The organism is Pinirhizobacter sp., from assembly GCF_036499745.1.
Lineage (GTDB): Bacteria > Pseudomonadota > Gammaproteobacteria > Xanthomonadales > Rhodanobacteraceae > Pinirhizobacter.
Genome location: NZ_DASYDG010000014.1, coordinates 18411 through 32890, shown reverse-complemented (window position 1 = coordinate 32890; position 14480 = coordinate 18411). Strand labels below are relative to the sequence as shown.

The window sequence follows — 14480 nt, the reverse complement described above, 5'->3', positions numbered from 1 at the left end:
ATAAGAGATCGCCATGTCCCACAGCAAGCGCAGTGCGTGGCCGGACCTGTCGCCACTGGACCTGGCGCCTACGCTAGGGACACTCCACCTGTGGTCGCAGGTGGCCGGAAAAGTCCGCCTGGGGCTAACCCCGTGGACCAACCAGAGCTGGCAAGTCACGCTTTACGTCTCCGCGCGGGGCCTCACCACCGGGCTTATCTCATTGGGTGATCGCGCACTCGAGTTCGAGTTCGACCTGCTGGACGATCGCGCGGTGATCCGCACGACTGATGGCAATGCGGAAACGATAGAACTTGCGCCGCGAAGCGTGGCCTCGTTCTACAAGGACGCGCTGGCGGCGCTCGACCGCCTTGGCGTCGACGTGCACATCGACGCCATGCCATGCGAGATCGAAGGTTCCGTACCGTTCCACAAGGATACCCAGGAGCGCACGTACGACGGCGACGTGGCACGCGCCTACTGGCGGGCCCTGCTGCAGGCGCAGCGCGTGATGCAGGTCTTCCGCACACGGTTCCGGGGTAAATGCAGTCCGATCCATCTTTTCTGGGGCGCCTTTGATCTTGCCGTGACGCGCTTCTCGGGGAGGTCCGCACCGCCGCATCCGGGGGGCGCCATCAACATGCCTGATGAAGTGGCGCGGGAAGCCTACTGCGAAGAGGTCTCCAGTGCCGGCTTCTGGCCCGGGGGCGGACCTGTGCCAGGCCCCGCGTTCTACAGCTACGCGTACGCGGCACCGGAAGGGTTCGGCCAGTACAAGGTGAGCCCCGGCGCTGCATATTTCGACGCCACGCTCGGGGAATTCCTGCTGCCCTATAACGTGGTGCAAGCAGCCGACGATCCCGACGAAACGCTGCTGTCTTTCCTGCAAACCACCTACGAGGCCGCTGCCAACCTTGCCAAGTGGGATCGCGAAGGCCTGGAAGGCCCCACCGGCCCCATCGGACATCCGCCGTGAGGGCAGGCATGTAAGCAAACCCTAGGGGACGGCGGCTTATTCTTGTTCCAGGGAAGTACCGGGGCAGAACTGTTTGACGATCCAGATTGCGTGCAACGCTCGCCCATCGATGACGGCGACGCCGGCGCCAGGCAACGTGCGGTGGCTCATTGCCATGGTTTTGTTGGCGGTGATGACACAGGCATATGCCGGCCCGCCATACACCACCGACGATCCCGAACCCACTGACCACGGCCACTGGGAGAATTACCTGTTCGCCACGGGAACACACGCTGATCGTGAGCGCAGCGGCGATGCAGGCCTGGAACTCAACTATGGCGCCGCCGAGAACCTGCAACTGAGCACCGACCTGCCTGTGCAGTACGAGAACGGCAATGGCCGCCGCGTTGGGCGCGGTGATCTCGGGTTTGGCGCCAAGTACCGATTCGCGCACCAGTCCCAAGGCAGCCTGTCACCCGACGCCGCGTTCTATCCGTCGATCACCCTGCCCACCGCCAGCCGTAAGTTCGGCTCAAGGCATGTTGGGTTATTCCTGCCAGTGTGGATGGAATGGGACTCAGGGGATTGGTCCACCTTCGGCGGTGGTGGCTACCAGGTCAATCCAGGCCAGGGCAACCGCAACTACCGGCTGGTGGGCTGGGCCGTCTCGCGGAAGATCGGCCGGAAGCTTTCCCTGGGGGCAGAAATCTACCACCAGAGCGCTGATACCCGGGGCGGCGCCGCGTCCACCAACCTTGGCCTCGGCGTAACCTACGCCATCACCGAACATCTTTCGCTGATGGCGTCGGGCGGCCCGGGCATCCACCGTTCGCGTGACGCCGACCGTTCAGCGTTCTACGCCAGCATCCAGTTCACCCGGTAACGTTACCTCATCAGAATTCGGCAATCTGCAACTGCGATAGCGAAGCACTGAACGTGGCCTCAAGGCCTTCGGGCAGATAGGCCACCGTGGTGCCGCCTCCGCCCAGGATGCCCATCTTGATCAGCGACGAGCCAAAACTCCGGCGTGTCGGCGCCACCACTGGCGGCCCACCGTGTTCGTGCCAGTGCATGGTCACCAGTGCATCGTCGGTGCCCTCCTCCACGCTCCAGGCGATGTCGACGAATCCATCGGGCACGGACAACGATCCATGTTTCAACGCGTTGGTCGCAAGCTCGTGCACCAGCATCGATAAGTTCAGCGCCGCCTTGGGCCCAAGATCCATATCGGGCCCTGAAACATGCACGCGGCCATCCACGCCAAGGTTGCCAAGCGTGGTTGCGATCATCGTGTGGGCCTTGGCTGCCTTCCAATGCCGCTCCAACAGGTTGTCGTGCGCGCCGCTGAGCGACTGCAGCCGTTGTTCGAACACGCTGACCCGTACCGGGTCCAGACCGCGCAGCGTGCTGGTGGCGATGGCCTGCACCATGGCCATGGAATTCTTCAGGCGATGGCCGATCTCATGGTTCACCAGGTGCTGGTTGATCTCCGCGCGGCGCTTCTCGGTGACATCCTCGAAAAATCCCACGAATCGCGAACCATCCAGCTTCCGTACACGGATCAGGAACCAACGGCCGCCCAGCACCTCGGACTTGTGGTGTACCACTTCGTCCTGGCCGGTGCGCAATACGCGCTCGTACACCGGCAGCATCGGTGCAAGCGACGTAGGCATCACCGTCGACCAGGGCTGACCCAGCACGACGGAGCTGGAAAGCCCGGTAAGGCGGGTGAACGCCGGATTGATTTCCTCGAAGAGGAAATCCTCGACGTGGCCGTCGCTGGACCAGATCGCCTCGCCGGCATAGAACCCCTCGTTCATGTCCTCGATCAGGGTGCGATATTTGAGTTCCGACACCCCCAAACCGATGGCCTTGTCCACTACCCGTGCCAGCGAGGTCAGGAACCGAAGGTCTTTCCCGGTCCATTCGCGCGGCAGGCTGTCGATGGCGGCCAGGGCACCGACCAGTTCCCCCGTCGGCAGGTGGATCGGTACACCAAGATAGGCAATGACGCCCAGGTCCACGATGGCGAGGTTTTCCCGCACCAGGCCGTGCAGGTTTGCATCCGATACCACCAGCGGCTCGGCTGCGTCCACCACGTGCTGGCAGAACGAATGCGTGATGGGTGTCTCCCCGATCGACGCCCATGGCTCGGGCAGGCCGCTGTGGCCGGCGAACACCTGCCGGTGCTCATCGACGATGGAGATGATGGCCACCGGCACGTCCATGGCCACCCGTACGTGCTCGGTCAGATGGCCAAATTGTTCCTCACCGCGGCGGTCAAGCAGGCCACTATTGCGAATCGCCTGCAAGCGATTGGCTGGAAACGGACGCGGTGCTCGGGAATCGGGCATGGATCGAACAACGATGGACGGAAGTGGGCCTATATTAGGGCCTGGCACTTTCCTCGTGCCCTGGGCGGTGGCAGGATCGTGGCGGAGGGCCATTTCCACCATGCATTTCGCCGACCTCACGCCCTATCGCTACCAGTGGGCCCCGATACGTTCGGAGATCCTCAACGTCGGCTGGCTTTCGAACGAGCACTATTTTTGCCATGGCCCGGTGGATGACCGCCTTATGGCGATCCTGGAACAACTCATCGCCCACCCGGTGAACCTGTTCCGCGGGTACCACGTCTGTGAATTTTGCCCACAGCCGGTGGTTCGATACGATGCGCACGGGCACCCCATGGCCAATTTCCTGCCGGGTACGCAGGGCAATGGCGAGATACGGGTCAAGGGTTTGCATGGCCTGACCTATGTGGCGCCGGTGATGGTGCACCACTACGTCGCCATTCACGGCTATTGCCCGCCGCAGGAATTCCTGGACTCCGTAACCCGGGCCGCCACCGTGGCAACGCCACCGGTAGCGCCGGCGGCGATGCGTCCCTCGCTTACGGTGGTGTCGTCGCGGAGAACTCCCGGATAAAGCTCAGTTCCGAAGATTTGCCCATCTTCATGTCGGTGGTAACGGTCAACCATTTTCGATCCGAGGTCACCGAATACCGCTGCGTGACATCCGGCCGGCCAGCGGTATGCATCACCACCACGAAGGTGTCGCCGTCCCACCCAGCCTGCGTGCCCACCGGGCTGGTGGACGAGGCAATATCCACCGACACGCTACGCGGATGGCCATCGGGCGATAGCAACACCAGGCCGGGCTTCTGCACGATATCCAGCTTGTCGGGAATAAGGCCGCGCCGCTGCAACGATTCGACCAGTCCGCTGCCGGCGCCTTGCCCGGCACTGGAGGGTGAACCGGAATCGGAATTGCCCGCATGGCCGCCACCTCCATGGCCGCCATGACCACCACCCATGCCGCCCATGCCACCACCCCCGCCTCCATGACCGCCGCCGTGGCCACCCATGCCACCACCCTGCCCTCTACGCTCCGATGCCAGCAAGGCGATCTTGGCGTCCGGATCTTCACTTCGGGAGGGATCCACCACCCAGTGTCCGCCAAGATCCTGGGGATGCTGCGGCCTCACGGCCAGTTTGGGCGTGCCTTGCGTGGCGCAGCCGGCCATCATGGCGGCACAGGCCAGTGCCAGGCCGAGCGGCCTGGGGAAACGAAGTCTCGACAGCATGGATCCGGTCCCTTGGGGTGGCGGCAGTGGCTACAGCAGCCAAGAACGGACAGCCAGCGATATGGTTTACCGCCAAGCATGGTGCGCTGGTCTAAACTTCCAGGCTCTCCGGAGACGCTCATGTCAGACACCCGCCCCCCGCTCCCACCCTTTGACCGCAACAGCGCCACCGTAAAAGTGCGGGCGGCCGAAGACGGCTGGAACAGCCGCGATCCCGAGCGCGTCTCCAGGGCGTATTCGGAAGATAGCCATTGGCGAAACCGTTCGGAATTCATCAACGGCCGGCCCGGGATTGTTGCCTTCCTGACCCGAAAATGGAGCCGCGAGCTCGACTATCGGCTTATCAAGGAACTGTGGGCCTGGCAGGACAATCGCATCGCCGTGCGGTTCAGCTACGAATACCACGACGACTCCGGCAACTGGTTTCGTGCCTATGGCAACGAGAACTGGGAATTCGATTCGTCAGGCCTGATGCGTGTACGCCATGCGTCCATCAACGACCTGTCCATCAGCGAGACCGACCGCAAGTTCTTCTGGGACTTGTCAGGGCCCCGGCCGGCCGATCATCCGGGCCTGAGTGACCTGGGCCTGTAGGCCTCAGGCAGTATCCGACTTCAACCGCAAGGGAGCGGGTTTCCTGCCAGGCCTGATCACGCCGGTGCGAAACGTAAGGTTGAGGCGCGTATCACCGGTGAGGGGATGAATGCCCGCTTCGAGCGGCAATACGCCGTGGTAATTCATCCGCGACGGCCCGCCCCAGACCACGACATCCCCGTTCACCAGGGGAATCGACCGGGGTGGCTGCCCGCACTATCTCTCCAGGGTCATCGACGAAGCCCCGCAGCAGGAATGCACCCGGCCCTAGTACTTCTTTATCCACGCTACCGGGCGGCCTTCTTCGGCTGGCGCTTGTTGAGATAGCGCATCAGCACGACGGCGTGGTTGATGTCAGGGTCTTTCGCCGCGTAGAGCAACGTGGTGTGTTTGCCATGAATGTCGGTGAGGAAAACATCCACCGCGGGATCGGCCCGGAGCTCAGCAAGATAGTGCGCGGAAAATTCCTCGAAGCGCTCCGGCTCGTGGTTGAACCACTGCCGGAGCTCAACCGATGGGGCGATGTCCTTCCGCCAGTCGTCCAGGGCGGCACGGGCCTTGGAGACACCACGCGGCCAAAGCCTGTCGACCAGCACGCGATGCCCGTCGGACGGATCTGGCGTTTCATGGATTCGTTTGATCGCAAATACCGGCATACGCGCGCCTCCCTTCTGGAACGTCGTCGACCATGATAAACGACCCGGGCAACACGATGCCTTATCGCCGCTGAGCTGTCTTTCGTCGAGTGTTCCAATGGGTTCGATCAGGCGCTACCTCTCAGATCTTCCTGTGCCCGGTTTCCCTCAAGAACACGCTCGCCACCAGCGCAACGACAATGATGCCCACCCAGAACAACCCAGCGTGCTGAAAGTGCGCCGCGAGATCGATGCCGGCGCCGCCGAGCGTCTTTCCGTAGTGGCCGGCGAAAACCGGTCCGATGATGGCGGTAACGGTAAAGGTCAGGAAGTTGATGGCGCCGGTGGCGCTGCCCTTGACCTCGTCGGGATTGACTTCCTTGATCAGCGTATAGGGAATCATCGCGGCACCCGATGCCACGCCCATGACGAACAGGCTCAGCCATGCCGGGATAAGGCCTGGAAGGTAGACCAGCTGGATCATCCCCAGCAGCAGCACTGCCGCCCCGACCATCAACGCGGGTTTGCGCCGGCCCCAGTGGTCGGCAAGAAAACCCAGCAACGGGCAGCCGATCACCCAGCCGAAAGGCACCATCGAGACGGCAAGCACGGCGCCGGAGTAGGTAAAGAGTTTGTCTTCCTGGAAGAACCGCACGCCCCACACCATGTCCCCGATGGTGGTGGGTACGAACAGCAATCCGGCGACCAGTCCACACAAGTACGATTGCGGATTGGAGAACACCACCTTGTATGTAGAGAATATTCCTCCGCTTGCCTTTGGCCTGGCCGGAATGTCCTCGCGGGGAACAAGCCCCACCAGGACCACGCCAACCAGCAGCACAAGAACCCCTACGCCCACCCAATAACCTGGAAGCGAAATCCCGCCGTGGATAAGCGGCCCGACGCCGATCTGTCCCACGGTGCCTCCCAGCATGCCCAGGCACTGGGTGACGCCAATGGCGGTGGCAAGGCGCTGGGCGGAGAATCCATGGGATGCAAGGTACACAGCACCGGTAAACGCGAACGCGGAACCTGCGCCCTGCAACATGCGCCCCACGTCCCCCGTCCACACCTGCGGCACCGCAAACACAAGGCAACCTGCGCCAAGCACGGCCATGCCAGCGGGAACCACGTACTTGGCCCCCAACCGGTCGAGCAGGATGCCGGCCACCAGGCTCGTGGTCGAATAGGTGTAGTAGTACGTGCCAAGGATCGAACTGACGCCAAGGGCCGGTACGCCAAAGGCACGCACCAGCTCAGGCATCATCACCGCGGGGCTGGAGCGAACAGCGTACTCCAGGAAATAGAACAGCAATGAAACGCCCCATGCAATCGCAAACGCGCGCGTCATCGATGAGCCACGCTGCGCCTGGCCCAATGCCTGGTTCATGGTTTTCTCCCGTATAGGGGTGTGAATTCAGCGGTCGAGTGCGGTGTGGGCCACGTCAAGCAATTCGTTGCCCCTGCCATTGAGCACGGCGCGCAACATCCAAAGGCTGAAGCCCCTGGCGTGCTCGGTCTTGATCTTCGGTGGCATCACCAACTCGTTGTGGTCGGTGACCACTTCGACCAACGCCGGGCCGTCATGGGCAAAAGCGTCGGCGAGCGCTTCCCGAAGACGGGCCGGATCCTCCACGCGGTGGGCGTGGATACCCATCGCCTCGGCCACCATGGCGAAGCTCGGGTTCTCAAGTGTCGTGCCCGTGGGCAGGAAACCGGAGGCCTTCATCTCGATGTCGACAAAGCCGAGCAGGCCGTTGTTGAAGATCACGATCTTGACCGGCAACTTGTGCTGCCGAATGGTCAGGATGTCACCCATCAGCATGCTGAAGCCGCCATCGCCTGACAGCGACACCACCTGGCGTTGTGGAAACGCCACCTGGGCACCGATGGCTTGCGGCATGGCGTTCGCCATGGAGCCATGCAGGAACGATCCGAGCAGCCGGCGCTTGCCATTCATGGTCAGGTAGCGTGCGGCCCAGGCCACCGGTTCGCCGACATCGCACGTAAAGACAGCGTCTTCCGCTGCCACTTCGCTGATAAGCCGGGCGACAAGCTGGGGATGGATGGGCCGGTGGTTCGAGTTCTCGTTGGCCAGGTCATCCAGGCCCTTCCGCGCATTGGCATAGTGTTTGAGGGCTGCCTGCAGATGGGTCTGGTCGCTCTTTGTCTTGACGATGTCCAACAGGCGGGCAACAGTTTCCCTGACGTCTCCAATGACACCAAGTTCGAGCCGGCAACGCTTGCCGAGGTTCTCACCACGGATATCCACCTGCGCAATGCGGGCATGGCTGGGGTAGAACTGGCGATAGGGAAAATCGGTGCCGAGCATCAGCAAGGTATCGCAGCCTTCCATGGCCGCGTAGCCGCTGGAGAAACCGATCAGTCCCGTCATGCCCACATCGAAGGGGTTGTCCCATTCCACATGCTCCTTGCCGCGCAAGGCATGCACCACCGGTGCCTTGAGCGCCTTGGCGAGCGCTATCACTTCGTCGTGCGCACCGGCACAGCCTGCGCCGCAGAACAGCGTGACCCGGTTGCCACCATCGAGCAGCCGGGCCAGGTCCTGCACGTCCTGATCGGAGGGGATGATGCTGGCCGGACGCGGCACCGGATTCGGCGACGGCATTTGCGGACCGGCGTCTTTCAGGGCGACATCGCCCGGAATCACGATCACCGCCACGCCCTGGCGGGTCACGGCCTCGCGAATGGCCGTCTCGACGATGCGTGGAACGTGGGAAGGGTCGGACACCAGTTCCACATAGTGGCTGCACTCCTTGAACAGCGACTGGGGGTGGGTTTCCTGGAAGTAGCCCGAGCCGATCTCGGTACTGGGAATTTGGGCGGCGATGGCTACCACCGGCACGCGATTGCGGTGACAGTCGAACAGGCCGTTGATGAGGTGCAGATTGCCCGGTCCGCAGCTGCCCGCGCACACGGCAAGCTGCCCGGTGAGCTGAGCTTCCGCACCGGCGGCGAAAGCCGCGACCTCCTCATGGCGAACGCCGACCCAGCTGATGTTCTTGCGCGCGCGAAGTGATTCGGTAATGCCGTTAAGCGAATCGCCGACCAAGCCATAGATGCGCTTGACGTTCGCCGCCTCGAGGGTTTGGACCAGTCGCTCTGCCACAGTTGCCATGGGGATTCTCCGACCTGTGTGGGTGCAAGATGGCTCGCTTGAAGCGAGACTAGCCACAGGCTGTGGCAATGGAACTGTCCAAGCACACAACGACGATATGCTTTTTCACCAGTGGAAGCATCCGGCGACCACCGTAACCTGCGCCTTCCCCCATTGCCCAAAACGTGGCAAGGTTTATGCAGTCCCACCGTCCTGTCGGACTGGAGACTTCCGTTGTCCACGCATATTCCCAGGCTCCAGGGCCGCATCCGCGAACTCACCCTGCAGTTGGCCGAAGACCCCGCCATCGTGGTTGCCCGCGTCGACCAGGTCCTGACGGACAACGACTCCGCGTATGCCACGCTCTCACCGATGGTCAAGCAGGACGTTCGCGAGTTCTTGCGCTTCTCGGCGGCGCTGTGGTTCAGGACCCTGCTCGATGGGGCCCCGCTTACCGAAGCAGACATACACGTCATCAACGACTCGGCAAGGCGCCGTGTCCACCAGGGGCTAAGCCTCACCTCCGTGTTACGCGCCGTTCGCCTCGGCTCGCGAGAGCTATGGCAAACCCTGGTGGAGCTTGCCGCCGACGACCGCGCCGCGCGCGATGAACTGCTGCTGCTGTTTTCCTCTTATCTACTGGACTACTTCGACGACCTTTCCCAACGCATGTCCGCGGCCTACCTGGACGAGGAATTCCAGCGCACCCGCTGGCGCGACGCACTGCGTTATGAGTTGCTCAGCGTCATCTTCAGCTTCCACGACGACAAGGAAGCGTTCGACCGGGCCACGGCCGCGCTGGGCCTGGACGGCAGCGTGCCCCGCGTATGCCTGGCCCTCGACATATCGATGCCCGACGTACTGCCTTCCCACGTGGAAGGTGAACTCGATCGCCTGGTACTGGGCGTGTCCCGCGTACTGGGCGTTTCCTGCAACGACCTGGTGCGAACTGCCTACCGCGACCGCGTCGTCATCTGGGTACCCGCGGTCCGCGGCGATTCGGTACTCGCGGTCGACAACCTGATGCAGCGCCAGGCGGCCGGAGTGGTCGCTTCGATGAGGAACGTCAGGCGGGTTGGCATTGGCCTGATGAACCAGGGTGCGCGCGGCTGGTCGGCAAGCCTGGACGAGGCCTTCCGGGCACTGGACGGAGGCCGGCGGCTCACCCCCGGGCGCACGGTGCAGTCGTTTTCGGAGATGGTCCTCAATGAAAGTGTCCTGCGCAGCGCAACCTCGCTGCGATACCTCGATGCCATCGTCGAGCGCCTGTCCCATGAGCCTGATCTGCTGGCCACGCTCGGTGTGTTCCTTGACGGCGGTCAGCATCGCAAGCAAACCGCCGAGTTGCTGGGTATCCACCCCAACACGCTCAACTACCGGTTGGGCCGAATCGAGGAAATTCTCGGTGCCAGGCTCGACAACGCCGGCTGGCTTGCGCGCCTGCATGTTGCCTTGACCCTGCGTCGCGCAAGCGAGCCGGACGTGCGTCCTCCCGTCTAGGTCGTTTGTGCGAATCCACACCGGGGGTGTGGTTTTTCACGATGTCCCCGCGCCCGGCAGCAGGGTTAAATCCAGCTTCTGGTGGCCACGCGTGGCTCACGGGGGCCGTTGAATGGATGACCTGACACCCGGACCCAAGAGTGCACGCTGGCGCGATGCGCTGTGCGACGAGCTTCTGGGCATCGTCTTCAATTTTCCGAACGACGTCGCCGCGTTCACACGCACGGCGGCTGCCCTCGGCTTTGACCCAGCCACGCCGCGCGTGGCCCTTGCCTTGAAAATCGACCTGTCCGAACTGGCAACGGTGGAAAGCGGACTAAACCGGATCGCGATATCGGTAGCCCGATGCCAGAAAATCGCGATCACGGATCTTGTCAGCACGCTCCATCATGGACATGTAGTGGTTTGGCTCCCCACGTTGCGCGGGGATTCGGTGCTGGCCACCGATGCCCTGATGCGCACGCTCGCCCGCGAGCTGTTCGACGTGAACCCCAACATCCATGCCATGGGTATCGGCCTGATGGGCGCGGGGGCCCTCGGCTGGGCTTCCAGCGCAAACGAGGCCATGCGCGCATTGGAGGCAGGCCGCCGGCTCAATGGCACCGGCGTTGCTTCCCCTTATTCCGATTTCGTGCTCGAGGAGAGTGTTTTGCGATCGGACAACGCCCTTCGCTACCTGGACGCCATCATCGATCGACTGTCCCACGAGCAGGATCTGCTGCATACCCTGGCAGTCTTCTTTGAATCCGGCCAGCATCGCAAGCACGCTTCCGAGCACCTGGGTATCCACCCCAACACCCTCAATTACCGCCTTGGCCGCATCGAGGAAATTCTCGGTGCTAAACTCGACGACGCCCACTGGCAGGCAAAGCTTCATGTGGCCATCCAACTCCGACGCGCGAGCGAACGGGTGGATGCGCCGGACGGAGAATCGCCATGAACGACACCACGTCGGGCCGGAAACACACGCTTCCCATGCTTGCCGTCGCCGCGATATGCAGCGGCTGCGCGCACTCGCCGACCCTCTCGATATTCGGATCGTTCTTCCCCACCTGGCTCGCCTGTGCGCTGCTCGGGGTGATCTTCGCGTTCGTCGTCCGCGCGGTCTGCCGCAAGCGGGGATGGGATACCCAGTTGCCGGCGCCGGTGTTCTTTTACCTCGCCTGCGCTGCCGCATTCACCTTCGGCGCCTATCTGGTGTGGCTATCATGACCTCGACCCAAACACGCGCGGGACAGGTCGCTACTGTTATAGCGGTGGTTCTTGCGCTCGTCCTGTTCGTGATGGTCCTCTTGCGCCTGGACGCCAGTCCACGCACCCATGTGGCTTACCTTTATGCCGACACCGCGGCATTCGCGCCAGACGTCAGCGGCCGCCTGATTTCCATCCGCGTACGCGATAACCAGGGGGTTCATGCCGGCGACCTGCTTGCTGAAATCGATCCCGAGCCCTATGAGCTGCGCGTGCGACAGGCCACAGCGCAGGTCGCGGCGCTAGAAGCCGAGCTCGCGCTTGCCACCCGCCAGGTCACATCACAAAACTCAGGAGCCGATGCAGCGCTTACCAACGTGGCGCGCGCAAGGACCCAGCTCAAGCTCGCCAACGAAACCCTCCAGCGCCTGCAGCCGATGGTGGCGCCGGGCTATGTCACCCAGCAAAAGCTCGACGAATCCGTCGCCAACCAGCGCTCGGCCGCGGCCGCATTGGATGCCGCCGTCAAACAGGCCGACCAGGCCCGGCAAGGCGTCAGTGATACGCGGAGCATCGAGGCTCAAATCGAAGGCGCGCGCGCCGCATTGCAGCTAGCCCGGCGCGACCTTCGCATGACGCGGCTGATCGCACCCTTTGACGGCGTGGTCAGTGGATTACAGATTGCAGCGGGTACGTACGCCCAGGCCGGGAGGCCACTGTTCACCCTGGTCGATTCGCGCCACTGGTATGCGATTGCCGATTTCCGGGAGACCGACCTGCCCGGGATCAAAGTGGGGGCACGGGCCCTTGTATGGCAGCTTGGCGACACCGCCCACGCCCTGCCCGGTCACGTCGAAAGCCTCGGTCCCGGCGTGCAGGCCGAGGCAGGCGGCGGACCCGGCCTGCCCACCGTCGAGCGTTCCCTCAAATGGGTGGTGATTGCCCAACGTTTCCCGGTGCGGGTTGTGCTGGACAACCCTCCTCCGGGCCTCATGCGTATCGGGGCGACGGTGACCGTGGTGGTGCGGAGCGGCGATGCCCGTTGACCTGTATCGGAGCTGGGCGGATTTTCTCGCCGATGAGCTTCGGGTGGATCGCCCGCGCTTCTGGCGAATGTTCCGCATGACCTGTTGTGCCACGGCCATCGCCACGACCTTCCTAGTCTTTCGCGTCCCGTTGCCAGCCTACGGCGCCTATGTGGTGCTCATGGCGTCCCAGCGCGACGTGGCCACCTCGGTCACGGCATCGCTGGGTGCGCTGGCCGCCGGCGTCATGGCCATCGGCCTGGGCCTCGTGCTGTACATGGTCGACATAGATGAACCTGCCCTGCGACTGCCGGCCATGGCGGTGGTGACCTTTGCTGCGATGTACCTCTCACGTTTGCCCAAAGTCGGGGGCCTGCTGTTCCTCGCCGGGTTTCTGCTGGTGATCACGCAGACCCTGATCGACCAGACGCCCAACGAAGAGTCACTGACCCACCTCATGCTCTGGCTGTTGCTGATTATTGCCAGTGCCTGCACCCTCGTGCCGCTGGTCGAGCTGGCCTTCGGACGGCAGCCCGCGCAAGTGTTCAACGATGGTCTGCGCGAACGGACACGACGCCTGCAGGCCCAGCTTTCCGGAAATGATCTGCCTGCCATCACGGTTCCCCTTGGCGAACTGGCCACGCTGGCAGGCCGCGCCGGGCCAACCGCATCGCGTACGCTTGCCCTGGTGGTCGAGCTTGAGCGTGTCGCCGCCGTCAAGTCATCGCTGCCCTCGACGTCGGCGTGGAGCGCACTGTCGCAGGCCATCGATCACTTCGACAAAGGGCACAAAAGCCCGGGCCTGGGCATACCGTTCCCGTCAGGCATGGGCCCCGATGAAGCGCTCGCCTATCGCCAGGCCACACGGCTGGTCGCCGGCCTGTTTGATCCCACGCCCGAAGCCATCGCGGCCGGCCCGGTGCCGCGCGATCCCTCCGCGCACATCCAGGCCGTACGTTTCGCCTTCAAGTCGAGCCTGGCGGCCATGGCCTGCTACATCCTGTACTCGGCCGTCGACTGGCCAAGCATCCGTACCTCGGTGATCACCTGCTTCTTCGTCGCCCTGGTGAGCACCGGCGAGACGGTGCACAAGCTTTCGCTTCGCCTTGCCGGCGCATTGATCGGTGGCACACTCGCCGGGCTCGCCATTGTGTTCGTGTTCCCGCTGCTCGATGACATCGGTGGTTTCGTCGTCCTGTTCATGACGGGAACCCTCCTTTGCACCTGGATCGCCACATCCAGTCCGTTGCTTGCCTACGCCGGGCTTCAAATGGCGTTCGCGTTCTACCTGGGGGTGTTGCAAGACGCCGGCCCGACCGACGACCTCACCGTGCTGCGCGACAGGCTTGCCGGCATCGTGCTGGGAAACCTGGCCATGTCGCTGGTTTTCCTGACACTCTGGCCGGTGAGCGTGGTGACGGCGGGGCGGCAGATCCTCGCCCGCATCGCCGGGCGGCTAAGTCGCGTACTGGATGGCGATGGTCCGGTGACCAGTGCTCAGATGCTTGCAAACGCCACGGATATGGAAGCGGCGCGCCGGCTCTCCGCGATGGCTTCATTCGAGCTCGCGCGCAAACGCAGCGACCCATCGCCCCTGCGAGCGGATGTGGTTGCCATGAACGAGACCCTGGCCTGGTCGGGCGCTATCGCGGGGGAGGTAAACGACGTCGCCTTGCGTCACCACGTGGCCGAGCGGCTCGAACGCATTGGCATTCTTTATGATGCCGCCGACTCCACGCCGCCATCGGCGGATGCCGCCCAGGAAGCCGGCCCAAGTCTGCCCACGCCGCTACGAACAGCGCTCGATACGCTTGAGCAGGAGGCGACCGGTGCGAGCTAAACGTTGGCCGGCCTGGACCGCGCTCACGACGCTGCCTCTTTGGGCGTGGGGAGCCAC

At 63.4% G+C, this 14480-nt stretch carries 14 protein-coding genes and 1 pseudogene; 9 read left to right on the top strand and 6 right to left on the bottom strand.

The window, feature by feature from the left end:
* The first annotated feature begins 13 nt into the window (after window positions 1-13).
* Both VGM61_RS04890 and VGM61_RS04885 read left to right on the top strand, forming a co-directional pair.
* Complete coding sequence (locus VGM61_RS04890; RefSeq protein WP_331521613.1) at window positions 14-955, top strand: DUF5996 family protein; 942 nt, start codon at window positions 14-16, stop codon at window positions 953-955.
* 172 nt (window positions 956-1127) lie between these two features.
* Entirely contained in the window at window positions 1128-1817 is a 690-nt protein-coding gene (locus VGM61_RS04885) for a transporter (protein ID WP_331521612.1), read from the top strand.
* 10 nt (window positions 1818-1827) lie between these two features.
* Here the strand turns inward: VGM61_RS04885 and VGM61_RS04880 are convergent, their stop codons facing one another.
* Window positions 1828-3288, bottom strand: coding sequence for a sensor histidine kinase (locus VGM61_RS04880; protein WP_331521611.1), 1461 nt, complete (start codon window positions 3286-3288; stop codon window positions 1828-1830).
* On the opposite strand from VGM61_RS04880, the gene VGM61_RS04875 reads away from it, so the two are divergent.
* Window positions 3287-3862: a hypothetical protein gene (locus VGM61_RS04875; protein ID WP_331521610.1), complete on the top strand. Its 576-nt coding sequence runs from the start codon at window positions 3287-3289 to the stop codon at window positions 3860-3862. The two genes, VGM61_RS04880 and VGM61_RS04875, sit on opposite strands and share 2 nt — an antisense overlap.
* Here VGM61_RS04875 and VGM61_RS04870 read toward each other — a convergent pair.
* Entirely contained in the window at window positions 3828-4520 is a 693-nt protein-coding gene (locus VGM61_RS04870) for a hypothetical protein (RefSeq protein WP_331521609.1), read from the bottom strand. The two genes, VGM61_RS04875 and VGM61_RS04870, sit on opposite strands and share 35 nt — an antisense overlap.
* A gap of 120 nt (window positions 4521-4640) precedes the next feature.
* Here VGM61_RS04870 and VGM61_RS04865 point away from each other — a divergent pair, with 120 nt between their 5' ends.
* Complete coding sequence (locus VGM61_RS04865) at window positions 4641-5114, top strand: nuclear transport factor 2 family protein (RefSeq protein WP_331521608.1); 474 nt, start codon at window positions 4641-4643, stop codon at window positions 5112-5114.
* 3 nt (window positions 5115-5117) lie between these two features.
* Here the strand turns inward: VGM61_RS04865 and VGM61_RS04860 are convergent.
* The 4 genes and pseudogenes from VGM61_RS04860 to poxB all read right to left on the bottom strand — a co-directional run.
* Window positions 5118-5312, bottom strand: a pseudogene (locus VGM61_RS04860) (alpha-ketoglutarate-dependent dioxygenase AlkB); the annotation flags it as partial.
* A gap of 89 nt (window positions 5313-5401) precedes the next feature.
* Window positions 5402-5770, bottom strand: a complete 369-nt coding sequence (locus tag VGM61_RS04855; RefSeq protein ID WP_331521607.1) for a DUF488 domain-containing protein — start codon at window positions 5768-5770, stop codon at window positions 5402-5404.
* Between the two features lie 121 nt (window positions 5771-5891).
* A complete protein-coding gene (locus VGM61_RS04850; RefSeq protein ID WP_331521606.1) occupies window positions 5892-7139 on the bottom strand; it encodes an MFS transporter in 1248 nt (415 codons plus the stop codon).
* 27 nt (window positions 7140-7166) lie between these two features.
* Window positions 7167-8879, bottom strand: coding sequence for a ubiquinone-dependent pyruvate dehydrogenase (gene poxB, locus VGM61_RS04845; RefSeq protein ID WP_414694800.1), 1713 nt, complete (start codon window positions 8877-8879; stop codon window positions 7167-7169).
* A 222-nt stretch (window positions 8880-9101) separates the two neighbouring features.
* On the opposite strand from poxB, the gene VGM61_RS04840 reads away from it, so the two are divergent.
* The 5 genes from VGM61_RS04840 (at window position 9102) to VGM61_RS04820 (ending at window position 14423) form a co-directional block, all read left to right on the top strand.
* Window positions 9102-10367, top strand: a complete 1266-nt coding sequence (locus VGM61_RS04840; RefSeq protein WP_331521604.1) for a PucR family transcriptional regulator — start codon at window positions 9102-9104, stop codon at window positions 10365-10367.
* A gap of 112 nt (window positions 10368-10479) precedes the next feature.
* Window positions 10480-11307, top strand: coding sequence for a PucR family transcriptional regulator (locus tag VGM61_RS04835; RefSeq protein WP_331521603.1), 828 nt, complete (start codon window positions 10480-10482; stop codon window positions 11305-11307).
* Complete coding sequence (locus tag VGM61_RS04830; RefSeq protein WP_331521602.1) at window positions 11304-11579, top strand: YtcA family lipoprotein; 276 nt, start codon at window positions 11304-11306, stop codon at window positions 11577-11579. The genes VGM61_RS04835 and VGM61_RS04830 overlap by 4 nt, the downstream gene beginning before the upstream one ends.
* Window positions 11576-12604: an HlyD family efflux transporter periplasmic adaptor subunit gene (locus VGM61_RS04825; RefSeq protein WP_331521601.1), complete on the top strand. Its 1029-nt coding sequence runs from the start codon at window positions 11576-11578 to the stop codon at window positions 12602-12604. Before VGM61_RS04830 ends, VGM61_RS04825 begins: the two co-directional genes overlap by 4 nt.
* The gene (locus VGM61_RS04820) at window positions 12594-14423 is read left to right on the top strand and encodes an FUSC family protein (RefSeq protein WP_331521600.1); all 1830 of its coding nucleotides are present in this window, start codon (window positions 12594-12596) and stop codon (window positions 14421-14423) included. Before VGM61_RS04825 ends, VGM61_RS04820 begins: the two co-directional genes overlap by 11 nt.
* The last annotated feature ends 57 nt before the right edge of the window (window positions 14424-14480 follow it).

Excerpts from the sequence above, each read along its gene's own strand:
- VGM61_RS04890 (WP_331521613.1), top strand. The coding sequence starts at position 14 with ATGTCCCACAGCAAGCGCAGTGCGTGGCCGGACCTGTCGCCACTGGAC.
- VGM61_RS04885 (WP_331521612.1), top strand. The coding sequence starts at position 1,128 with ATGACACAGGCATATGCCGGCCCGCCATACACCACCGACGATCCCGAA.
- VGM61_RS04875 (WP_331521610.1), top strand. The coding sequence starts at position 3,287 with ATGGATCGAACAACGATGGACGGAAGTGGGCCTATATTAGGGCCTGGC.
- VGM61_RS04880 (WP_331521611.1), bottom strand. The coding sequence starts at position 3,288 with ATGCCCGATTCCCGAGCACCGCGTCCGTTTCCAGCCAATCGCTTGCAG.
- VGM61_RS04870 (WP_331521609.1), bottom strand. The coding sequence starts at position 4,520 with ATGCTGTCGAGACTTCGTTTCCCCAGGCCGCTCGGCCTGGCACTGGCC.
- VGM61_RS04865 (WP_331521608.1), top strand. The coding sequence starts at position 4,641 with ATGTCAGACACCCGCCCCCCGCTCCCACCCTTTGACCGCAACAGCGCC.
- VGM61_RS04855 (WP_331521607.1), bottom strand. The coding sequence starts at position 5,770 with ATGCCGGTATTTGCGATCAAACGAATCCATGAAACGCCAGATCCGTCC.
- VGM61_RS04850 (WP_331521606.1), bottom strand. The coding sequence starts at position 7,139 with ATGAACCAGGCATTGGGCCAGGCGCAGCGTGGCTCATCGATGACGCGC.
- VGM61_RS04835 (WP_331521603.1), top strand. The coding sequence starts at position 10,480 with ATGGATGACCTGACACCCGGACCCAAGAGTGCACGCTGGCGCGATGCG.
- VGM61_RS04830 (WP_331521602.1), top strand. The coding sequence starts at position 11,304 with ATGAACGACACCACGTCGGGCCGGAAACACACGCTTCCCATGCTTGCC.
- VGM61_RS04825 (WP_331521601.1), top strand. The coding sequence starts at position 11,576 with ATGACCTCGACCCAAACACGCGCGGGACAGGTCGCTACTGTTATAGCG.
- VGM61_RS04820 (WP_331521600.1), top strand. The coding sequence starts at position 12,594 with ATGCCCGTTGACCTGTATCGGAGCTGGGCGGATTTTCTCGCCGATGAG.